The sequence below is a fragment of the Paraburkholderia sp. PAMB 6770 genome (assembly GCF_057748135.1).
On record NZ_CM173238.1, the window covers coordinates 2,888,105 to 2,909,309 of the forward strand.

A 21,205-nucleotide genomic window follows, 5' to 3' on the forward strand; every position below is an offset into this window, starting at 1 on the left:
CAGCGCGATGCTGGCCGGCCCCCCACCGTTCACCGTGCCCAACCCGCTATCGTGAGAGTCTTCCGCGGTCTTCCCAATGCCGAGAGCCGCGCGCCGTGCGCGCTGACGATCGGCAACTTCGACGGTGTCCACCGCGGCCACCAGGCACTGCTCGCGCACGTGCGCGCGGCCGCGGACGCACGCGGTCTGCCGGTCTGCGTGATGACCTTCGAGCCGCACCCGCGCGAGTTCTTCAACCCGGCCGGCGCGCCGCCGCGCATCGCGATGCTGCGCGACAAGCTCGAAGCGCTGCGCACCCACGGGGTGGACCGGGTCGTCGTCGAGCACTTCAATCACACGTTCGCCAGCCAGTCGCCGCAGACGTTCGTCGAGCGGATCATCGTCAACGGGCTGCACGCGCGCTGGGTGATGATCGGCGACGACTTCCGCTACGGCGCGAAGCGCGCCGGCGACTTCGCGTCGCTGCGGGCCGCCGGCGAGCAATACGGCTTCGAGGTCGAGCAGATGGCGACGGTCGCCGACCCGTCGGGCGCGCGCATCTCGAGCTCGGGCGTGCGCACCGCGCTGGTCGCGGGCGACCTCGACGCCGCGCGCGCCGCGCTCGGGCGCGACTACCTGATCAGCGGGCACGTCGTGCACGGCGCGAAGCTCGGCCGCGACCTCGGTTTCCCGACGCTGAACCTGCCGATCGCGCACAAACGCCCGGCGCTGCTCGGCATCTTCGTCGTGCGCGTGCACGGCGTGGAGGCCGAGCCGCTGCCGGGTGTCGCGAGCCTCGGGCTGCGCCCGACCGTCGACGATTCCGGGCGCGTGCTGCTCGAAGTACACCTGCTCGACTGGCACGGCGACGCATACGGCAAGCTCGTGCGCGTCGAATTCCTGAAGAAGCTGCGCGACGAGGAAAAGTACGTCGACCTGGAAACGCTCAGCGCCGCGATCGCCCGCGACGTCGTGCAGGCGCGCGCGTGGTTCGCCGCGGCCGGCGCCGGCGCGCCGGGCAGCCGCACGACCGGCTTCGCGACGTCGGCCACGGACCGAATTAGCTAGCCGCCCGGGTGCGTGTCCGAGCCGGGCGCGGCACGCACCGGCCGCCGCGCATCGCAGGATCCGCCCGGCCGCCCGCCGGACGCACCCGATGCCCCGCGCGCCGCGCGCATGGCGCGCTCGCCGCGCCCACCGAACGAATTCAACGCGATCACACCATGAGCAACAAGAAAGCCGACTCGAAACCCCAGGCCCGCTACCCGGTCAATCTGCTGGACACCCCGTTCCCGATGCGCGGCGACCTGCCGAAGCGCGAACCGCAGTGGGTGAAGGACTGGCAGGCGCGCAAGGTCTACGACACGATCCGCGCCGCGAGCCGCGGCCGCAAGAAGTTCATCCTGCACGACGGCCCGCCGTACGCGAACGGCGACATCCACCTGGGCCACGCGGTCAACAAGATCCTGAAGGACATGATCGTCAAGGCGCGCAATCTGGCGGGCTTCGACGCGGTCTACGTGCCCGGCTGGGACTGCCACGGGATGCCGATCGAGATCCAGATCGAAAAGCAGTTCGGCAAATCGCTGCCGGCCGCCGAGGTCATGCAGAAGGCGCGCGCGTACGCGACCGAGCAGATCGAGAAGCAGAAGGCCGGCTTCCGGCGCCTCGGCGTGCTCGGCGACTGGGACAACCCGTACCGGACGATGAACTTCGCGAACGAGGCCGGCGAAATCCGCGCGCTCGCGAAGATCATGGAAAAGGGCTACGTGTATCGCGGCCTGAAGCCGGTGAACTGGTGCTTCGACTGCGGCTCGGCGCTCGCCGAGGCGGAAGTCGAATACAGCGACAAGTCCGATCCGACCATCGACGTGCTGTTCCCGTTCGCGGAAACCGAGCGGACCGCCCAGGCGTTCGGACTCGCCGCGCTGCCGCGCAGCGAGGGCGGCATCGTGATCTGGACCACCACGCCGTGGACGATTCCCGCCAACCAGGCGCTGAACGTGCACCCGGAGATCGTCTATGCGCTCGTCGACACGCCGCGCGGGCTGCTGATCCTCGCCGAAGAGCGCGTCGAGGCGTGCCTGAAGCTGTACGGCCTCGAAGGCCGCGTGATCGCCACGGCGGCCGGCGCAAAGCTCGCGAACCTGCGCTTTCACCATCCGCTCGCGTCCGCGCACCCAGCCTACCGGCGCACCGCGCCGGTCTACCTCGGCGAGTACGTGACGACCGAGACCGGCACCGGCATCGTTCACTCGTCGCCGGCCTACGGCGTCGAGGACTTCGTGTCGTGCAAGGCGCACGGCATGGCCGACTCGGACATCATCAATCCGGTGATGGGCGACGGCCGCTACATCGAGTCGCTCGCGCTGTTCGGCGGCCTGTCGATCTGGGCCGCGAATCCGAAGATCGTCGAGGCGCTGCAGGGCGCCGGCGTGCTGCTGCGCACCGAGAAGTACACGCACAGCTACATGCACTGCTGGCGTCACAAGACGCCGGTCATCTACCGCGCGACCTCGCAGTGGTTCGCCGGGATGGACGTGAAGCCGCGCGACTCCGGCAAGACACTGCGCGAAACGGCGCTCGAAGGCATCGAGAACACCGCGTTCTATCCGTCGTGGGGCAAGCAGCGCCTGTTCAGCATGATCGCCAACCGGCCCGACTGGACCCTGTCGCGCCAGCGCCAGTGGGGCGTGCCGATGGCGTTCTTCGTGCACAAGGAAACCGGCGACCTGCACCCGCGCACGCCCGAACTGCTGGAGGCGGTCGCGCAGCGCGTCGAACAGGGCGGCATCGAGGCGTGGCAGACGCTCGATCCGCGCGAGCTGATCGGCGACGACGCGAACCTCTACGAAAAGAACCGTGACACGCTCGACGTCTGGTTCGACTCCGGCACGACGCACTGGCACGTGCTGCGCGGCTCGCACAAGGACGTGCTGCAGTTCCCGGCAGACCTGTATCTGGAGGGCTCGGACCAGCACCGCGGCTGGTTCCATTCGTCGCTGCTCACCGCGTCGATGCTCGACGGCCGGCCGCCCTACAACGCGCTGCTCACGCACGGCTTCACCGTCGACGGCGAAGGCCGCAAGATGAGCAAGTCGCTCGGCAACGGGATCGATCCGCACGAGGTGTCGAACCGCCTCGGCGCCGAAATCATCCGTCTGTGGATCGCGTCGACCGATTATTCGGGCGAGCTCGCGATCTCCGAGGAAATCCTCAAGCGCGTGACGGAAAGCTATCGCCGCATCCGCAACACGCTGCGCTTCCTGCTCGCGAACCTGTCCGATTTCGACTACGCGAAAGACGCGCGCCCGCTCGACGACTGGCTCGAAATCGACCGTTACGCGGTGGCGCTGACGGCGCGCCTGCAGAACGAGGTCCTCGCGCATTACGAGCGCTACGAGTTCCACCCGGTGGTCGCGAAGCTGCAGACGTTCTGCTCGGAAGACCTCGGCGGCTTCTACCTCGACGTGCTCAAGGACCGGCTCTACACGAGCGCGCCGCAATCGGCCGCGCGGCGCGGCGCGCAAACGGCGCTCCATCACATCGCGAGCAGCCTGCTGCGGATCATGGCGCCGTTCCTGTCGTTCACCGCCGAAGAGGCGTGGAAGGTGTTCCAGCCGGCGAGCGAGACGATCTTCACCGAGACCTATCACGCGTTCCCGGACGTGCCGGATGCCGCCGCGCTGCTCGAGCGCTGGGCGCTGCTGCGCACCGTGCGCGGCGAAGTCACGAAGGCGCTGGAAGAGGCGCGCGAGGCGAACCTGATCGGCTCGTCGCTGCAGGCCGAGGTCGAGATTCGCGCGAGCGGCGCGCGCCACGACGCGCTCGCGAGCCTCGGCGCCGACCTGAAGTTCGTGCTGATCACCTCCGCGGCCACGGTCGTGAAGGTCGCAAGCGAAGCGGACGAGCGTGTCGAGGTCACGCCGTCCAGGTATCTGAAGTGCGAGCGCTGCTGGCATTACCGCGCGGACGTCGGCGAGAACGCCGAACATCCGTCGCTGTGCGGCCGCTGCTTCAGCAATCTGTTTGGAAGCGGTGAAACGAGGAGCGCGGCATAATGGCCAGATCCCTGTCGAAATCCGGTGGCGGCTCGCTCGCGCCCTGGCTTGGTGTCGCGCTGATCGTGATCCTGTTCGACCAGTTGACGAAGATCGCGGTGCAAAAGGTGTTCGCGTACGGCGTGCCGCACGCGATCACGCCGTTCTTCAATATGATCCTCGTCTACAACCGCGGCGCCGCGTTCAGCTTTCTGGCCGCCGCGAGCGGCTGGCAGCGCTGGGCGTTCACGGCGCTCGGCCTCGTCGCGGCGCTGGTGATCGGCTACCTGCTGAAGCGGCACGGTTCGCAGAAGCTCTTCTGCACCGCGCTCGCGCTGATACTCGGCGGGGCGCTCGGCAACGTGATCGACCGGCTCGCGTACGGCCACGTGATCGACTTCCTCGACTTCCACGTCGGCGGCTGGCACTGGCCGGCGTTCAACCTGGCCGACAGCGGCATCACGATCGGCGCGATTCTGCTCGTGCTCGACGAATTGCGGCGCGTGCGCGGCGCCCGCTGAGCGCGCGGTTCGCGGCCGGCGCACCCGCTGCGCCGGCCCTCATGTCTTGTCGGAGGCTTTCGGTGGCAACCGCTGAACTCGCAGGAAAACACCTCGTCCTCGGCCTGACAGGCGGCATCGCCTGCTACAAGATCGCCGAGCTCACGCGCCTGCTCGTCAAGGCGGGGGCCACCGTGCAGGTCGTCATGACCGAGGCCGCCACGCAGTTCATCACCCCGGTCACGCTGCAGGCGCTGTCCGGGCGGCCCGTGTACACGAGCCAGTGGGATGCGCGGATGCCGAACAACATGGCGCACATCGACCTGTCGCGCGAGGCGGACGCCATCGTGATCGCGCCGGCGTCCACCGATTTCCTCGCGAAGCTCGCGCACGGCATGGCCGACGATCTGCTCGCGACGCTGTGCGTGGCGCGCGACTGCCCGCTGCTGGTGGTGCCGGCGATGAATCGTCAGATGTGGCAGAACCCGGCGACGCAACGCAACTGCGCGCAACTGCGCGCGGACGGCATCGCGCTGCTCGGGCCGGACGCCGGCCCCCAGGCGTGCGGCGAAACGGGCGACGGGCGCATGCTCGAACCGCAAGCGATCCATGAGGCGATCGTGTCGTCCTTTCAGCCGAAGCGGCTGGCCGGCCGCCGCGTGCTGCTGACCGCCGGCCCCACGTTCGAGCCGCTCGACCCGGTGCGCGGCATCACGAACCGCTCAAGCGGCAAGATGGGTTTTGCGCTGGCGCGCGCGGCGCAGCAGGCCGGCGCCGACGTGTTGCTGGTCGCCGGCCCGGTCGCGCTGGAAACGCCCTGGGGCGTCGTGCGGGAAGACGTGCAGACCGCGCGCGAGATGTACGACGTGGTGATGCGCGCGGTCCGGGACTACGATGTATTCATCGGGGTCGCCGCGGTCGCCGACTGGCGCGTCGAGCGCGCGAGCGACCACAAGATCAAGAAGCGGGCCGACCGTTCGATGCCGACCTTCAGCTTCGTCGAGAATCCGGACATCCTCGCGTCCGTCGCGCAGTTGCCGCATCCGCCGTTCTGCGTCGGTTTCGCAGCGGAAAGCGGCGACCTGGAGGTCAATGGCGAAGAAAAGCGCGCGCGCAAAAACGTGCCGCTGCTGATCGGCAATCTGGGGCCGCTGACGTTCGGCCGCGACGACAACGAGGTCATGCTGTTCGACGCAGCCGGCGCATCGCGTCTGCCGCGCGCCGACAAACAGGCGCTCGCGGGCACGCTGATCGCGGAAATCGCCCGGCGCCTGCCGGACGCGAGCCCGCCCCGCTGACCGCGCGGCGCACACGCTCGCGCCCGCGTTACCTGGAGCCGTACTGCCATGACGCTACTTTCCGTGCTCGATCAGACGCCCGTGATCGACGGGCACTCGGTGGCGGACGCCATCGCCGCCACGGTGGAGCTTGCGCAACTCGCGGACGATCTCGGCTACACGCGCTACTGGTGCGCCGAGCATCACGGGCTGCGGGGCGTGTCGAACCCCTGCCCCGAGGTCATGCTTGCGCGGCTCGGCAGCGTGACACGCCGGATCCGGCTCGGCTCGGGCGGCGTGATGCTGCCCTACTATAGCCCGTTCAAGGTCGCCGAACAGTTCATGATGCTGGAGGCGCTGTTCCCGAACCGGATCGACCTCGGCGTGGGCCGCGCGCCGGGCGGCGACATGCGCACCGCGCAGGCGGTGGCGGCGGGCGCCTACAATCGCGGCGAAATCTTTCCGCAGCAGGTCGCCGATCTGGTCGGCCTCCTGGGCGGCGGCCTGCCGGGCGATCACGTGGCGAGCGGCGTCCTGCTGCAGCCGCAGGTGAGCACGCGTCCGCAACTGTGGATGCTCGGTTCGAGCGAATTCGGCGGACTGCTCGCCGCCCAGTTGGGCATCCGCTTCGCGTTTGCGCATTTCATCAATGCGCACTTCGGCACTCAGGTCGCGCAGGCTTACCGCGCGCGCTTCACGGCCGGCCACGAGCCGCAGGCTTATCTCGCGGCAGCTGTCTTCGTGATCTGCGCGGACACCGAGCGGGAGGCGGCGGATCTCGAAAAAGCCGTCGACTTGCGGCGCGTGCAGATGGCCTATGGCCTGAACGCACCGATCCCGACCGTCGAGCAGGGGCTCGCGCAGGAGTACGGCGAGCGTGAGCGCCTCGTGATCGACCGCGAAAAGCCGCGCAGCATCATCGGCACGCCGGAAAGCGTCACTGAACGGATGATCGACCTGCAGACCCAATTCGCCGCCGACGAACTGATCGTGCTGACGGTCGCCGGCAGTTACCGCGCACGCCTGCGCTCGTACGAACTGCTCGCGCAGGCGTTCGGGCTCGGCCACTGACACCCCGCCTCTTTCTTCCCGCCACCCTGGAACTGCATGAAACTCGACCTGAAGATTCTCGACCCGCGCATGCGCGAACAACTCCCGGCCTACGCGACGGGCGGCAGTGCGGGCCTCGACCTGCGCGCCTGCCTCGACGCACCGCTGACGCTGCAGCCCGGCGACACCGTCCTGGTGCCGACGGGGCTCGCCATCCACGTCGGCGATCCGGGCTATGCGGCGCTGATCCTGCCGCGCTCGGGCCTCGGACACAAGCACGGCATCGTGCTCGGGAATCTGGTCGGGCTGATCGACTCGGACTATCAGGGAGAACTGATGATTTCGACGTGGAACCGCGGCCAGACGACCTTCACGCTGAATCCGTTCGAGCGGCTCGCGCAACTGGTCATCGTGCCGGTCGTCCAGGCCGAGTTCAATATCGTCGACGAGTTCGCGCAAAGCAAACGGGGCGACGGCGGGTTCGGCAGCACCGGCCGGCATTGACGCCGCCGCGCGGCCGCGCTTGCGGCGCGCGTGATCGCATAAAAAAACGGCGCGGGCCCAGGGCCCGCGCCGTTTTTGCGTACTCGATGCGCGGCGGCTACTCGACCTCGACCGCTTCCGGATTGCGCGGCGCCGGCGTTTCGTCGAACGTGAGCTGCACCTTGTCGTCCGCATCGACGTCGACGGTGACACGGCCGCCGTTCATCAGCTTGCCGAACAGCAGTTCGTCGGCCAGCGCGCGACGGATCGTGTCCTGGATCAGCCGCTGCATCGGCCGCGCGCCCATCAGCGGGTCGAAGCCGTGCTTGGCCAGATGCTTGCGCAGCGCGTCGGTGAAGAGCGCGTCGACCTTCTTCTCGTGCAGCTGGTCCTCGAGCTGCATCAGGAACTTGTCGACCACTCGCATGATGATTTCCTCATCGAGCGAGCGGAAGCTGATCGTCGCATCCAGCCGGTTGCGGAACTCCGGTGTGAACATCCGCTTGATATCGGCCATTTCGTCGCCGGTTTCGCGGCGCGACGTGAAACCGATCGACGACTTCTGCATCGACTCGGCACCCGCGTTCGTCGTCATGATGATGATGACGTTGCGGAAATCCGCTTTCCGGCCGTTGTTGTCCGTCAGCGTGCCGTGATCCATCACCTGCAGCAGCACGTTGAAGATGTCCGGATGCGCTTTCTCGATTTCGTCGAGCAGCAGCACGCAGTGCGGCTTCTTCGTCACCGCCTCGGTCAGCAGCCCGCCCTGATCGAAACCCACATAGCCCGGCGGCGCGCCGATCAGCCGGCTCACCGCGTGGCGCTCCATGTATTCCGACATGTCGAAGCGGATCAGCTCGATACCGAGCGTGAACGCCAGTTGCCGCGCGACTTCCGTCTTGCCGACACCCGTGGGCCCGGAGAAGAGGAACGAGCCGATCGGCTTGTCCGTCTTGCCGAGGCCGGCGCGCGCCATCTTGATGGCGGCCGCGAGCGCGTCGATGGCCGGATCCTGGCCGAACACGACCGCCTTCAGGTCGCGATCGAGCGTCTGCAGCTTGCTGCGGTCGTCGACCGAGACGCTTTGGGCCGGCACGCGCGCGATCTTCGAGATGATTTCCTCGATCTCGCTCTTGCCGATTGTCTTCTTCTGCTTCGACTTCGGCAGGATACGCTGCGCGGCGCCTGCCTCGTCGATCACGTCGATTGCCTTGTCCGGCAAGTGACGGTCGGTGATGAAGCGCGCGGACAGTTCGGCGGCCGCGGACAGTGCGCCCGACGAATACTTGACCCCGTGGTGCTCCTCGAAGCGCGACTTCAGGCCGCGCAGGATCGCCACGGTCTGCTCGACCGTCGGCTCGGTGACGTCGACCTTCTGGAAGCGCCGCGACAGCGCCGCATCCTTCTCGAAGATGCCCCGATATTCAGTGAAGGTGGTCGCGCCGATGCACTTGAGCGTGCCCGACGAAAGCGCCGGCTTCAGCAGGTTCGACGCATCCAGCGTGCCGCCCGACGCGGCACCCGCGCCGATCAGCGTATGGATTTCGTCGATGAACAGGATAGCGTGCGGACGCTCCTTCAGCTCTTTCAGGACAGTCTTGAGGCGTTGTTCGAAATCGCCGCGATACTTGGTCCCGGCGAGCAGCGCGCCCATGTCGAGCGAATACACCTGGGCATCCGCCAGGATGTCCGGCACTTCGCCGCGCGTGATGCGCCACGCGAGCCCTTCGGCGATCGCGGTCTTGCCGACCCCGGCCTCGCCGACGAGCAGCGGATTGTTCTTGCGCCGCCGGCACAGCACCTGCACGACGCGCTCGACCTCGGCCTCGCGCCCGATCAGCGGATCGATGCGGCCGTCGCGCGCCATCTGGTTCAGGTTCTGCGTGAACTGGGCGAGCGGCGTTTCCTTCTGCGCCGCGGCTTCATCCGACTCGGTGCCGGATTCGCTCGACTTGGCCGCGTCGGCGTTGCTCGCCTTCGCGATGCCGTGCGAAATGAAGTTCACGACGTCGAGCCGCGTGACGCCCTGCTGCTGCAGGTAATAGACCGCGTGCGAATCCTTCTCGCCGAAGATGGCAACCAGCACGTTCGCGCCGGTCACTTCCTTCTTGCCGTTCGAGGTGGACTGCACGTGCATGATCGCACGCTGGATCACGCGCTGGAAACCGAGCGTGGGCTGCGTGTCGACGTCGTCCGTGCCCGGCACGGTCGGCGTGTTGTCATGGATGAAGTTGCGCAGGTTCTGACGCAGGTCTTCGATGTTGGCCGCACACGCGCGCAACACCTCCGCTGCCGTCGGATTGTCCAACAGGGCCAGTAAAAGATGTTCGACCGTAATGAACTCGTGCCGCGCCTGGCGTGCTTCCATGAACGCCATGTGCAGGCTGACTTCCAGTTCCTGGGCAATCATGCTTCCTCCATCACACACTGCAGCGGATGCCCGGCCTGCCGTGCGTGGGTAACGACTTGCTCGACTTTGGTCGACGCGATGTCCCGCGTGTAGACCCCACAAACTCCCCTGCCCTCGCGATGCACCTTCAACATGATCTGCGTTGCGGTCTCACGATCCTTATTGAAATATTCCTGCACGATCATCACGACAAATTCCATAGGCGTGAAGTCGTCGTTCAGCAGCACCACTTTATACATGGAGGGCGGCTTCAGCTTTTTTTCCTGCCGCTCCAGTACGGTGCTGTCCTGCTTGTCCGGAATAATCGCCATACACCCATTCTAAACAACTCGGACAGGCCCGCAATCCCTGTCAAAACCCGACCGGCCGGCCGGTGGACGCTTGCGTTCGCGCGCGGCGACCGCCGGGTCGGCCGCGCGCCGCACGGCGCCGAATGCGGGTCCGGCCGTGCGCGCTTCTCGTCGGCACCGCTATTGCAGTGCACCTGCTTCGAGTATCGCACAACCGGCCGGCGCGGACCGGGCGCGTGCCGGCGTACCGCCGGGCACCGCGCAGCGCCCGCGTACCCGTCATCTGAAGCGATTATCCGTCTTTTCAAGCCCCGCCGCTTGCGCTAGCCCACACAGGAAAAGCGGTAAAAACCCTGGAAATGGGAAGTTTGCAACGCCGCAAGGCCTGTCTCAAAATTCTCTTGACACCCGAATAAAGAGCCCCAACAATCAAGCTGGCACTTTTTTCAGTCAGCCAATATTCGAAAAAATGCCGATGGTGAGCTTGTGAGAGGAAACGGCTGCGCAGCGGCTGTGTAGCTTTTCGAGGGCTCGTGGTGGTGTCATGAGTTACAGGGGAAGTAGGAATGGCAACTGGTACGGTCAAGTGGTTCAATGACGCGAAAGGTTTCGGATTCATTACGCCCGACGAAGGCGGTGAGGATCTGTTTGCACACTTTTCGGCCATCCAGATGAACGGGTTCAAAACCCTGAAGGAAGGCCAGAAGGTGAGCTTTGAGGTCGTGCAAGGCCCCAAAGGCAAGCAGGCATCGAACATCCAGGCGGCAGCCTGAGTCTGTTCGGTACCCGTACCTGCAAACCCGGCCTCGCGCCGGGTTTCTTTATGGTGCGGCGCGCGCCGCTATCTTCGAGCCGCGACGCGTCACCCGAATGCATGTCGCATCAGGCGCGCGGTTTGCCTGGCACTGCTTCGATCATTCTATGTAAATGGCCGGCAAAGCGTTGCCAGGCATAGCGCCATCAATTACACACTTCGCATTCCCCTCCAGATTCCCCTCACTCTCTCCCGGCTGCCCCGCTTATCCATAGCCCCCTCGGACCATTGGCGGCGCGCAGAAGTCGTTGCTTTGGCAACCCGCTACATTCCCCTTTTGCCGTTACAGCGCTCCGCATTAGATGCGCACGGATGAATGTCAACGATGATGTCTGTGGTGTCGCTCCGTTCCCGGCTTCGTGCTAGATATACCTGCCTCAGAACAATTTTGCAGTGCGATGCATGCTGATGGGGAGACAGACAGATGGCGATTGAGTTTGAAGTCGGAGCGCATCGGCGCTGCACGCTCTACACGCGACAGGAGTATCGCGGCAATGCCTGGGGCGACGAGGCGCGCGCCGGCCGCCAGCTCATTACCTCGGCAGGATCGCGGGAACTCACGCGCGACGCGCGCCAGTTGACGCGGCTCGCCGGGTTCATGCGCAACGCGCGCGTGGGCACCTATGCGGGTGGCGCTGCGCCGGATCTGCTCGCCCAGGCACTACGGGTCGCGGTCGAGCACGGCGATGTGATTGCAGTCGCGCCCTGGTCGCGTGCCTCGGGCGGAGGCGGCACATCCGTCAGGCAGACTATCCGGCCGTATTACGAGACCGTCACTCCGTCGCAGCTATTGCGGCAAGCACGGCCGGTCGCAACTGCCACGCGTTCACTCAAGCGTCCGGTACTGCCGCGGCTGCCTGCCGAAGACGGCCTCGCGATCTGGTTCGCCCGCCCCGGCGACGTGCTGCCGGATGAAACCATCGCTACGCCGGTATCGATGCCGCTCGGCGGGACACAGCCGTTCGAGTACAGTGAGCACATGCCCGATGGTGACGACGAAAGCCTCGCGGGTATGCCGATCAAAGGAGGCCCGCCAAATACATGGGTAGAGAATCCATCAGGCAGTGGACAACTGCGTTTATACGACGCCAACGGTAACGCCGCAGCCGATATTGATTTCGATCACGATCATGGATTTGGTGCACCGCACGCCCATCACTGGAATGGGACAAGACCGCGATCTCGGTAACCCCGTGTCTATCCCTCCTTACTGAGATTGAAATGGAAAGTTTGAAAACCTTTAATCACTTCCACGACTGGTACATGGACACGATCCAGGTATCGAAGGAACGCAGGACATTGACGCTTGGTCTGTACCTTCAGGATCGGCGCGCCTCCGTGTCTTTTGTCGGAATGAATCGATGTGCGCTTGAAAATCTCGGGCTCCAGAACATCGTCTATGGGATTGAGGTTCTAGAGCCTGGCACGCCGCGTTATGAGAAAGCACGGCACATACTCGACAAGGCAGAACGGTGGACTGACGACAAACCGAGTCATGTTGCGCAGCTTTTCTCAACGTGTGGGGCTGAACTTGTCATCGAATTCGACTCGATCAAGGTGAGTCCCGAACCTCCCACAGCAGCCGGGAATGTATGACCGCAAGGCGGAAGAAGACGCGATTCGCTGGCGAGCTCGGTTGCTTCGTCCAGAAATACGCACGAAAGGCACACGCTGGGCATAATCCGAACGACAGGCGATACGACCGCAAGATCGAAAACGCGATGCGACGACTTCGGCCCGACGAGCTTTCCGAGTTGCTTTCCGGCGAGGACGGGAACGCCGATCTTGATTCGTCGGATTGAAACGCAAAAACCAACCCTCGCGAGTCGGCTATTTTTGTGTCCGTCTTCCCGGGCTGCCGGTTCGACGCCCGACCGGAAAGCTGGCGGGGATCTGCGCGTTCGCTGGGCGCGCATCGCGCGCCGTTCTTTTTTACCGCCTGCCGCCCTTTTTATAGGCGGAAAAACGCCGATCGGGATTCCCCTCCAGTTCGTGGGAACGTCTGGAAATGAAAAACTCCGGCGCACTCAATGTGCGCCGGAGTTTGCGGGAATTCGTGGCAATTTGTAAAAACCGCTCACATATTCTCGATCATCACCTTGCCGAAGCCCGAGCACGACACCTGGGTTGCGCCTTCCATCAGGCGTGCGAAATCGTAGGTCACACGCTTTTGCAGGATCGAGGTCTCCATTGCGTGGATGATCACGTCCGCCGCCTCGGTCCAGCCGAGGTGGCGCAGCATCATTTCGGCCGACAGGATCTCCGAGCCCGGATTCACGTAGTCCTTGCCCGCATATTTCGGTGCGGTGCCGTGCGTCGCCTCGAACATCGCCACCGAATCCGACAGGTTCGCGCCCGGCGCAATGCCGATGCCGCCGACCTGGGCCGCCAGTGCATCGGAGATGTAGTCGCCATTCAGGTTCAGCGTCGCGATCACGTCGTATTCGGCCGGACGCAGCAGGATCTGCTGCAGGAACGCGTCGGCAATCACGTCTTTCACGACGATGTCGGTGCCGGTCTTCGGATTCTTGAACTTCATCCACGGGCCGCCGTCCACCAGTTGCGCTCCGAACTCCTTCTGCGCGAGCGCATAGCCGTAGTCGCGGAACGCCCCTTCGGTGTACTTCATGATGTTGCCCTTGTGCACCAGCGTGAGCGAGCGCCGGTCGTTGTCGATCGCATACTGCAGCGCCTTGCGCACGAGACGCTCGGTGCCTTCGCGCGACACCGGCTTCACGCCGATCGCCGAAGTCTCCGGGAAGCGGATTTTCTTCACGCCCATCTCGTCGCGCAGGAAGCGGATGATCTTTTTCGCCTGCTCCGACTCGGCCGGCCACTCGATGCCGGCATAGATGTCTTCCGAATTCTCGCGGAAGATGACCATGTTGGTCTTCTCCGGCTCGCGCACCGGCGAGGGCACGCCCTTGAAGTACTGCACGGGCCGCAGGCAGACGTACAGGTCGAGCTCCTGGCGCAGCGCGACGTTCAGCGAGCGGATCCCGCCGCCCACCGGCGTCGTGAGCGGCCCCTTGATCGACACCACGTATTCGCGCACCACGTCGAGCGTTTCCTCCGGCAGCCAGACGTCCGGGCCGTACACGCGCGTGGCCTTCTCGCCCGCGTAGACCTCCATCCAGTGCAGCTTGCGCTTGCCGCCGTAGGCCTTCTCCACCGCCGCGTCGACTACCTTGATCATCACCGGCGTGATGTCGATCCCCGTGCCGTCGCCTTCGATGTAAGGGATGATCGGCTGATCGGAGACGCTGAGCGAGTAGTCTGCGTTGACAGTGATCTTGTCTGCGCCCGTCGGAACCTTGATGTGCTGATACGGCATGATCGGACTCCCGTGTCTGGTATGCGGATGGATGTGATGGGAAGACTGCGCGGCGCGGCGAGCCGGGCTCGCTGCGCCGGATACCTGCAAGCGGCCTGGCGGCTATTCTAGCCCAGCCGCGCGGGCGTGCCTCGCAGCGACGGATGCACGCGAAATGCCCCCGAACGCGCCGGCCGCGCGTCCGCGGTCTCCCGCGCCGCGCATCGCCGCGCGCCGGCAGCCCGTGCGCCCGGAAAGCGACTGGAACGCGCCCGGAACGCAGGTGCAAACGCCCCATCTCTTATGTCTTATATAAGACATAAGAGATGGTCACGCTGATTATGCATTATGATCCCGCCGTCGCCAACCCTCGCCAACCCCATGGGCTGCCCGTCCGCATGCGCCTGCTCGCCCTGAACAAGCCGTTTGGCACGCTGTGCCAGTTCTCGCCGCACGAGACCCGCGCGTCGCTCGCCGACTGGGTCAAGGTGCCCGGCGTGTATCCCGCCGGCCGTCTCGACGCCGACAGCGAAGGACTGCTGCTGCTCACCGACGACGGCGCGCTGCAGGCGCGCATCGCCGAACCGCGTCACAAGCTGGAGAAGCGCTACTGGGCCCAGGTCGAGGGCATACCGGATGCCGCGGCGCTCGCCCGGCTCGCGCGCGGCGTCGATCTCGGCGATTTCGTCACGCGCCCGTGCCGGGTCGATGCGATCGACGCGCCGCAGTCGCTGTGGCCGCGCGATCCGCCGGTCCGCTATCGGGCCGCGATCCCGACCAGCTGGCTCGCGCTGTCGATCACCGAGGGCAAGAACCGCCAGGTGCGCCGGATGACGGCGGCGATCGGCTATCCGACGCTGCGCCTCGTGCGCGTGGGCATCGGCGCACTCGAGCTCTTCGCGCTCGGCCTGCAGCCCGGCGAGTCCGTCGCGCTGCCGCCGCGCGCGCCCTGGGACGGCCTGCGCTGATCCGCCGCGCCGCCGACCGGCAAGCTGTCGCGAAGATTCCTGAAAGGCGGCGTCAACCGCGTGACGCGCTCACGCGTTATCCGACCCAGATGTCGTCTGAAGCCAGTCGGCATTCGGCCTGCCGCGTGTCGCGGCGGCTGGGCGGCCTGCGCCGCGCAGCCGGGCGCGAACGGCCGTGTCAGGCGAAATGTCTGCGGGTGTCTGTCAACCGAAAGGTGGGTGGCACGTTTACCGTGGTGACTCAATGACCGGGTCATTTGGTTAATTAACTCAAGCTGAGGATTCACAAAATGAAGAAACTGATCGCCGCACTGGTCGCTGGCCTCTTCGCAACGGCAGCATTCGCACAAGCTTCGGCACCGGAAGCCGCTTCGGCAGCGCCGGCCAAGAAGGAAGCGAAGGCAACGCACAAGAAGGCTCACAAGAAGTCGACGCACAAGAAGGCGCACAAGAAGGCAGCCGCTGCTGCTGCAGCGTCGGGCGCGTCGGAGTAAGCCGGCCGTCGCAACGCTGCCGGGAACGCGCATCACGTGCCGTTCCAGCGGCGTTGAAAGGCAGACTGTCGCAAGGCGGTCTGCCTTTTTGTTTTTGGAAGTAGACGACGCACTCACGTAATATCTGCGGGTTACCGATCCGCCAAGGAGTTTCGCCGTGCGAATTTCACTGCGCCCGATGCTTGCGCGTCTTGCCCTCGCTGTCGCCCTGCCGCTTGCCGCCGCGTCGCTGACGCTGGCCCCGACCCAATCCGCATTCGCCCAGATGCCGCCCGGCGCGAAACAGCCCGGCGACTTCCCGCGCGCGAGGCTGACCATCGGGATGTTCGTCGTCGACGCAGCGGTCGCCGCCAACGAGGCCGACCGCGAACAGGGGCTGATGTACCGCACGAAGCTCGATCCGAACGAAGGCATGCTGTTCGTGTTCAACGAGAACGCCGTGCACTGCTTCTGGATGAAGAACACGCTGATCCCGCTGTCGATCGCGTTCATGCGCGCCGACGGCACGATCACGGATATCCAGGAGATGGATGCCGAAACCACCAACAACCATTGTCCGAGCAACAACGGCGTGTTTGCGCTGGAAATGAGCAAGGACTGGTTCGAAGCGAAGGGCATCAAGCCGGGCATGGTCGTCAAGGGACTGCCGCGCCTGCAATAACGCCGCCCTGGCGGACGGTCCCGCGGGACCGTCCGCGCGGCGTTGCCGCGCCTGCGCCATCGCCCCACGAGCCGGCCGCTGGTCCGCAGCGCCGGCTTTTTTTGCGCTGGCGCGCGCGTGGCCGCGCCGGTGCGCAACCCGATGCATCTGCGTTGCAGGCACCTGCGCACCCGCCGCCCGGCCCCCGCCGGCTCGCCTGTGTCCCCCGCCCCGCGCGCCTGCCGCTCCCCGCGCACGATTCCTGCAAAAGGCAGCCCGACGCGCTATCCTATGACAGTGACCGCAGCACCGAGAGCGTCCGGCCGGCGTTGGCGCGCCGCCCGGCATCCCACCGGCGCACCACCCGAAGGAGGTTCACGTGCCCCGCAAGACTCCCATCGAGCGCTATCGCAACATCGGCATCAGCGCTCACATCGACGCCGGCAAGACCACCACCACCGAGCGCATCCTCTTCTACACCGGCGTGACGCACAAGATCGGCGAAGTGCACGACGGCGCCGCGACGATGGACTGGATGGAGCAGGAGCAGGAGCGCGGCATCACCATCACGTCGGCGGCCACCACGGCATTCTGGCGCGGCATGGCCGGCAACTATCCGGAGCACCGGATCAACATCATCGACACCCCGGGACACGTCGACTTCACGATCGAGGTCGAGCGTTCGATGCGCGTGCTCGACGGCGCGTGCATGGTCTACGACTCGGTCGGCGGCGTGCAGCCGCAGTCGGAGACGGTGTGGCGCCAGGCGAACAAGTACAAGGTGCCGCGCATCGCGTTCGTCAACAAGATGGACCGCGTCGGCGCGGACTTTTTCCGCGTGCAGCGGCAGATCGGCGAGCGCCTGAAGGGCGTCGCGGTGCCGATCCAGATTCCGGTCGGCGCCGAGGAGCACTTCCAGGGCGTGGTCGACCTCGTGAAAATGAAGGCGATCGTCTGGGACGACGACAGCCAGGGGATCAAGTTCGACTATCGCGAGATTCCGCCCGAGCTGCAGGCGAGCGCGAAGGAGTGGCACGACCGGATGGTCGAGGCCGCCGCCGAAGCAAACGAGCATCTGCTCGAAAAGTACCTCGGCGGCGAGCCGCTCAGCGAGGACGAGATCAAGCAGGGGTTGCGCGCGCGCACGATCGCCAACGAGATCGTGCCGATGCTGTGCGGCAGCGCCTTCAAGAACAAGGGCGTGCAGGCGATGCTCGACGCGGTGATCGACTATCTGCCGTCGCCGGTCGACGTGCCCGCGATTCTCGGCCACGACGAGCACGACCGCGAAGCCGAGCGGCATCCGAGCGACGACGAACCCTTCTCCGCGCTTGCGTTCAAGATCATGACCGATCCGTTCGTCGGTCAGCTGATCTTCTTCCGCGTCTATTCGGGCGTCGTCAATTCGGGCGATACCGTCTACAACCCGATCAAGGAAAAGAAGGAGCGCCTCGGCCGGATCCTGCAGATGCACGCGAACGAGCGCAAGGAAATCAAGGAAGTGCGCGCGGGCGACATCGCGGCGGCGGTCGGCCTGAAGGAAGCGACCACGGGCGACACGCTGTGCGACCCGGACAAGGTGATCATCCTCGAACGCATGCAGTTTCCCGATCCGGTGATTTCGCAGGCCGTCGAGCCGAAGACGAAGGCCGACCAGGAGAAGATGGGCATCGCGCTGAACCGCCTCGCGCAGGAAGATCCGTCGTTCCGCGTGCAGACGGACGAGGAGTCCGGCCAGACGATCATCTCCGGGATGGGCGAGCTGCACCTCGAAATTCTCGTGGACCGGATGAAGCGCGAGTTCGGCGTCGAGGCGACCGTCGGCAAGCCGCAGGTCGCTTACCGCGAAACAGTGCGCAACAAGGTCGAGGACGTCGAGGGCAAGTTCGTCAAGCAGTCGGGCGGCCGCGGCCAGTATGGCCACGCGGTGATCTCGCTCGAACCGGCCGCGCAGGGCAGGGGCTATGAGTTCGTCGACCAGATCAAGGGCGGCGTGATTCCGCGCGAATTCATCCCGGCGGTGGACAAGGGTATCCAGGAGACGCTGAAGGCCGGCGTGCTGGCGGGCTACCCGGTCGTCGACGTGAAGGTGACGCTGACGTTCGGCTCGTACCACGACGTCGATTCGAACGAAAACGCGTTCCGCATGGCCGGCTCGATGGCGTTCAAGGAAGCGATGCGGCGCGCAAAGCCGGTGCTGCTCGAACCGATGATGGCCGTCGAAGTGGAAACGCCCGAAGACTTCATGGGCAACGTGATGGGCGATCTGTCGAGCCGACGCGGCCTCGTGCAGGGGATGGAGGACATCGCGGGCGGCGGCGGCAAGCTGGTGCGCGCCGAAGTGCCGCTCGCGGAGATGTTCGGCTACTCCACGTCGCTGCGCTCGGCCACCCAGGGTCGCGCGACCTACACGATGGAGTTCAAGCACTACGCCGAGACGCCGGCCAACGTGGCCGAAGCGGTCATCAACGCGAAGCAGAAGTAACGGCCGCCCGTTCGGCGCACACCCGGGCCCGTCCATCGCGGACGGGCTTTTTTATCGCGGCACGCGGTGCGCGCGGAGGCAGTCTCCGCGCGCACCGCCCCCGAGGAGCCAACCGATGAGCGAGCATCACGAACACCCCGACGCAGCCGGCACGGCGCCGCGCGACTGGCGCGAGCACGGCGTGAAGGTGATCCGCGGCGACCAGCTCGACGCGAACACCGCCCAAACCCCCGGCATGAACCGTGCCGCGGCGATCGACGCGGCACGCGCCGGCGCACAGAAACTGTGGGCCGGCACCGTGACGATTCATCCGAACGCGAAGACCGGTGCGCATCATCACGGCGCGCTCGAAAGCGTGATCTACGTGGTGCGCGGCCATGCGCGGATGCGCTGGGGCGAACACCTGGAATTCACGGCCGAAGCGGGGCCCGGCGACTTCATCTTCGTGCCGCCCTACGTGCCGCATCAGGAGATCAACGCCAGCACCGACGACCCGCTCGAATGCGTGCTGGTGCGCAGCGACAACGAGGCGGTGGTCGTGAACCTGAACATCGACGCGGTCGAAGCCCCCGAAACCGTGTACTGGGTCGACCCGATCCATCGGCATCCGCACGAAAGCTGATGCGCAGTCACGCGCGGCGCCGATACGCCGATACGCCGATACCCCGATACGCAGGCGAACGGGCAGCCGTTCCCCATCCTCCGTCAATCGCTTACACTGAAGCGACTCCCCGCCATCGAACCAGCGTCAGGTGAGACGCGCCTGCCGCGTCTCACCTCAACGGACCGGATACGCCCCTGATGAAAATTCCCGCGGATCGCCCTGTCATACTCGCTCCCGCCCGCCGCCACGCCGATCAGTACGGCCATCACGCGCTCGACGAATTTGCCGCCGGACGCCTGTCGCGCCGCGACCTGCTGCGCTACGCAAGCGTGATCGGCCTGTCGCTCGCCGGCACCGGCCTGCTCGATATGCCGCTCGCGCGCGCCCAGGGCGGCGCCGGCGCGACGGTGCGTGTCGCGCACCTGATGCCCGCCGGCGCGATCGATCCGCTGACGGTGAGCGACGCGGGCGGCCTCGCGCTGCTCAACCAGACCGGCGAATTCCTCGTCGACGACGACGCGCAGGCGCATCTGAAGCCCGCGCTCGCGCTGTCGTGGAAGCCGAACGACAAGGGCGATGTGTGGACCTTCCGGCTGCGCCCGAACGTCCGGTTCAGCGACGGCCAGCCGTTCACCGCGAAAGATGTGGTCGCAACCTTCGACCGTCTCGCGGATCCCGCCAGCGGCTCGGCCGCGCTGTCCGCCCTCAAGGGTGTGCTGTCCAAAGGCGGCACGCGCGCGCTCGACGATCACACGGTCGCCTTCCATCTGGATGCGCCGAACGGCAACTTCCCGTATTACGTGTCGTCGGACAATTACAACGCGATCATGCTGCCGGCCAGCTACACCGGCAACTACGAAAAAACCTTCATCGGCACCGGCCCGTTCCGGCTCGATCACTACACGCCGAAGGTCGGTGCGGCATTCGTACGCAATCCTGATTATTGGGGTGAAAAGGCGCTGCCCGAGCGCGTGCAGTTTGCGTTCTATGCGGACGAGCCGGCCCAGATCCTCGCGCTGCAAGGCGGCGCGGCCGACGTCATGGGCACCTTCTCGGTGCAGGGCGGCGCCGGCATCCTGAACAATCCGGGCTTCAGGGTAATGGGCGTGCGGTCGAGCGCGCACCGGCAGATCCACATGCGCAACGACAGCCCGCTCTTTCGCGACAAACGCGTGCGCGAAGCGCTCGCGCTGTCGCTGGATCGCGACGTGATCGTGCGCGGGCTGTTTCGCGGCCGTGCGCAGCTCGGCAACGACAGCCCGTTCGCGCCGGTATTTCCGTCGTCGAACGCCGGCGTGCCGCAGCGGCACATCGACGTGGCGAAAGCGAAAGCGCTGCTCGCGCAGGCAGGCGTGCCGAACGGCTTCGACGTGACGCTCACCACCGAAAAGTACATGGAGATGTCCGACCTCGCGGTGGTCGTGCAAAATGCCGCGAAGGCCGTCGGCATCCGCATCGCGCTGAAAGTCGAGAGCCAGTCGCAGTATTACGGCGCAGGCACGCCGGGCAAATCGGACTGGCTCGACGCGCCGCTCGGCATGACCGACTACGGCCACCGGGGCATCCCGAACGTATTTCTGAACGCGACGCTGTCGAGCCACGGCACGTGGAACGCCGCGCATTTCCGCAACCCGCAGTACGACGCACTCGTCGCACAGTTCGTCGCCGCCATCGATCTCGCGTCGCAGCGCAAGATCTCCGGGCAGATCCAGCGCCTGCTGCTCGACGAAACGCCGGTGATCATCCCGTTCTTCTTCGACCAGCTGGTCGCGACGCGCAGCGCGGTACAGGGCATGCGCTTCACCGCGCTCCAGCAGCTCTATTTCGACCGCGTGACGCTGTCCGCCTGAGCCCGCCG

Annotated in this window: 18 protein-coding genes; 15 read left to right on the forward strand and 3 right to left on the reverse strand. The window is 65.8% G+C overall.

Annotation, left to right across the window (positions count from 1 at the left end):
• Positions 1 to 51 precede the first annotated feature (51 nt).
• From AC3AP7_RS13075 to dut, 6 genes are all read left to right on the forward strand, one after another.
• Positions 52 to 1,047: a bifunctional riboflavin kinase/FAD synthetase gene (locus tag AC3AP7_RS13075; RefSeq protein ID WP_475762349.1), complete on the forward strand. Its 996-nt coding sequence runs from the start codon at positions 52 to 54 to the stop codon at positions 1,045 to 1,047.
• Positions 1,048 to 1,202: 155 nt separating this feature from the next.
• Entirely contained in the window at positions 1,203 to 4,040 is a 2,838-nt protein-coding gene (ileS, locus tag AC3AP7_RS13080; protein WP_475762347.1) for an isoleucine--tRNA ligase, read from the forward strand.
• On the forward strand, positions 4,040 to 4,540 hold the full coding sequence (gene lspA / locus AC3AP7_RS13085; protein ID WP_475762344.1) for a signal peptidase II: 501 nt from the start codon (positions 4,040 to 4,042) through the stop codon (positions 4,538 to 4,540). The genes ileS and lspA overlap by 1 nt, the downstream gene beginning before the upstream one ends.
• Before the next feature lie 62 nt (positions 4,541 to 4,602).
• The gene (coaBC, locus tag AC3AP7_RS13090; RefSeq protein WP_475762342.1) at positions 4,603 to 5,817 is read left to right on the forward strand and encodes a bifunctional phosphopantothenoylcysteine decarboxylase/phosphopantothenate--cysteine ligase CoaBC; all 1,215 of its coding nucleotides are present in this window, start codon (positions 4,603 to 4,605) and stop codon (positions 5,815 to 5,817) included.
• Positions 5,818 to 5,865: 48 nt separating this feature from the next.
• Positions 5,866 to 6,867 carry an LLM class flavin-dependent oxidoreductase gene (locus tag AC3AP7_RS13095; RefSeq protein ID WP_475762340.1) on the forward strand — a complete coding sequence of 334 codons (1,002 nt, stop codon included), beginning with the start codon at positions 5,866 to 5,868 and terminating at the stop codon, positions 6,865 to 6,867.
• Positions 6,868 to 6,903: 36 nt separating this feature from the next.
• On the forward strand, positions 6,904 to 7,350 hold the full coding sequence (dut, locus tag AC3AP7_RS13100; protein WP_475762338.1) for a dUTP diphosphatase: 447 nt from the start codon (positions 6,904 to 6,906) through the stop codon (positions 7,348 to 7,350).
• 97 nt (positions 7,351 to 7,447) lie between these two features.
• Here the strand turns inward: dut and clpA are convergent, their stop codons facing one another.
• Positions 7,448 to 9,739, reverse strand: a complete 2,292-nt coding sequence (gene clpA / locus AC3AP7_RS13105; RefSeq protein WP_475762336.1) for an ATP-dependent Clp protease ATP-binding subunit ClpA — start codon at positions 9,737 to 9,739, stop codon at positions 7,448 to 7,450.
• The gene (clpS, locus tag AC3AP7_RS13110) at positions 9,736 to 10,050 is read right to left on the reverse strand and encodes an ATP-dependent Clp protease adapter ClpS (protein ID WP_137331330.1); all 315 of its coding nucleotides are present in this window, start codon (positions 10,048 to 10,050) and stop codon (positions 9,736 to 9,738) included. Before clpS ends, clpA begins: the two co-directional genes overlap by 4 nt.
• 545 nt (positions 10,051 to 10,595) lie before the next feature.
• Here clpS and cspD point away from each other — a divergent pair.
• From cspD to AC3AP7_RS13125, 3 genes are all read left to right on the forward strand, one after another.
• Positions 10,596 to 10,802: a cold shock domain-containing protein CspD gene (gene cspD, locus AC3AP7_RS13115; RefSeq protein ID WP_017776809.1), complete on the forward strand. Its 207-nt coding sequence runs from the start codon at positions 10,596 to 10,598 to the stop codon at positions 10,800 to 10,802.
• Between the two features lie 465 nt (positions 10,803 to 11,267).
• The gene (locus tag AC3AP7_RS13120) at positions 11,268 to 12,032 is read left to right on the forward strand and encodes a hypothetical protein (RefSeq protein ID WP_475762332.1); all 765 of its coding nucleotides are present in this window, start codon (positions 11,268 to 11,270) and stop codon (positions 12,030 to 12,032) included.
• Between the two features lie 32 nt (positions 12,033 to 12,064).
• Complete coding sequence (locus AC3AP7_RS13125; RefSeq protein ID WP_475762330.1) at positions 12,065 to 12,439, forward strand: hypothetical protein; 375 nt, start codon at positions 12,065 to 12,067, stop codon at positions 12,437 to 12,439.
• 481 nt (positions 12,440 to 12,920) lie between these two features.
• Here the strand turns inward: AC3AP7_RS13125 and icd are convergent, their stop codons facing one another.
• Positions 12,921 to 14,177, reverse strand: a complete 1,257-nt coding sequence (gene icd, locus AC3AP7_RS13130) for an NADP-dependent isocitrate dehydrogenase (protein ID WP_475762328.1) — start codon at positions 14,175 to 14,177, stop codon at positions 12,921 to 12,923.
• Positions 14,178 to 14,554: 377 nt separating this feature from the next.
• On the opposite strand from icd, the gene AC3AP7_RS13135 reads away from it, so the two are divergent.
• The 6 genes from AC3AP7_RS13135 (at position 14,555) to AC3AP7_RS13160 (ending at position 21,197) form a co-directional block, all read left to right on the forward strand.
• Positions 14,555 to 15,124, forward strand: a complete 570-nt coding sequence (locus tag AC3AP7_RS13135) for a pseudouridine synthase (protein WP_475767937.1) — start codon at positions 14,555 to 14,557, stop codon at positions 15,122 to 15,124.
• A gap of 290 nt (positions 15,125 to 15,414) precedes the next feature.
• A complete protein-coding gene (locus tag AC3AP7_RS13140) occupies positions 15,415 to 15,618 on the forward strand; it encodes a hypothetical protein (RefSeq protein ID WP_475762326.1) in 204 nt (67 codons plus the stop codon).
• 157 nt (positions 15,619 to 15,775) lie between these two features.
• Positions 15,776 to 16,279, forward strand: coding sequence for a DUF192 domain-containing protein (locus AC3AP7_RS13145; protein ID WP_475762324.1), 504 nt, complete (start codon positions 15,776 to 15,778; stop codon positions 16,277 to 16,279).
• Between the two features lie 358 nt (positions 16,280 to 16,637).
• Positions 16,638 to 18,743 carry an elongation factor G gene (gene fusA, locus AC3AP7_RS13150; protein WP_475762322.1) on the forward strand — a complete coding sequence of 702 codons (2,106 nt, stop codon included), beginning with the start codon at positions 16,638 to 16,640 and terminating at the stop codon, positions 18,741 to 18,743.
• A gap of 115 nt (positions 18,744 to 18,858) precedes the next feature.
• Positions 18,859 to 19,365: a cupin domain-containing protein gene (locus AC3AP7_RS13155; protein WP_475762321.1), complete on the forward strand. Its 507-nt coding sequence runs from the start codon at positions 18,859 to 18,861 to the stop codon at positions 19,363 to 19,365.
• Positions 19,366 to 19,544: 179 nt separating this feature from the next.
• Positions 19,545 to 21,197, forward strand: a complete 1,653-nt coding sequence (locus tag AC3AP7_RS13160; RefSeq protein ID WP_475762319.1) for an ABC transporter substrate-binding protein — start codon at positions 19,545 to 19,547, stop codon at positions 21,195 to 21,197.
• Positions 21,198 to 21,205: the final 8 nt, after the last annotated feature.

Bases quoted from the DNA above. Each gene is read 5' to 3' on its own strand.
- ileS (WP_475762347.1), top strand. From the start codon at position 1,203: ATGAGCAACAAGAAAGCCGACTCGAAACCCCAGGCCCGCTACCCGGTC.
- lspA (WP_475762344.1), top strand. From the start codon at position 4,040: ATGGCCAGATCCCTGTCGAAATCCGGTGGCGGCTCGCTCGCGCCCTGG.
- AC3AP7_RS13095 (WP_475762340.1), top strand. From the start codon at position 5,866: ATGACGCTACTTTCCGTGCTCGATCAGACGCCCGTGATCGACGGGCAC.
- dut (WP_475762338.1), top strand. From the start codon at position 6,904: ATGAAACTCGACCTGAAGATTCTCGACCCGCGCATGCGCGAACAACTC.
- clpA (WP_475762336.1), bottom strand. From the start codon at position 9,739: ATGATTGCCCAGGAACTGGAAGTCAGCCTGCACATGGCGTTCATGGAA.
- clpS (WP_137331330.1), bottom strand. From the start codon at position 10,050: ATGGCGATTATTCCGGACAAGCAGGACAGCACCGTACTGGAGCGGCAG.
- cspD (WP_017776809.1), top strand. From the start codon at position 10,596: ATGGCAACTGGTACGGTCAAGTGGTTCAATGACGCGAAAGGTTTCGGA.
- AC3AP7_RS13120 (WP_475762332.1), top strand. From the start codon at position 11,268: ATGGCGATTGAGTTTGAAGTCGGAGCGCATCGGCGCTGCACGCTCTAC.
- AC3AP7_RS13125 (WP_475762330.1), top strand. From the start codon at position 12,065: ATGGAAAGTTTGAAAACCTTTAATCACTTCCACGACTGGTACATGGAC.
- icd (WP_475762328.1), bottom strand. From the start codon at position 14,177: ATGCCGTATCAGCACATCAAGGTTCCGACGGGCGCAGACAAGATCACT.
- AC3AP7_RS13135 (WP_475767937.1), top strand. From the start codon at position 14,555: ATGCGCCTGCTCGCCCTGAACAAGCCGTTTGGCACGCTGTGCCAGTTC.
- AC3AP7_RS13140 (WP_475762326.1), top strand. From the start codon at position 15,415: ATGAAGAAACTGATCGCCGCACTGGTCGCTGGCCTCTTCGCAACGGCA.
- AC3AP7_RS13155 (WP_475762321.1), top strand. From the start codon at position 18,859: ATGAGCGAGCATCACGAACACCCCGACGCAGCCGGCACGGCGCCGCGC.
- AC3AP7_RS13160 (WP_475762319.1), top strand. From the start codon at position 19,545: ATGAAAATTCCCGCGGATCGCCCTGTCATACTCGCTCCCGCCCGCCGC.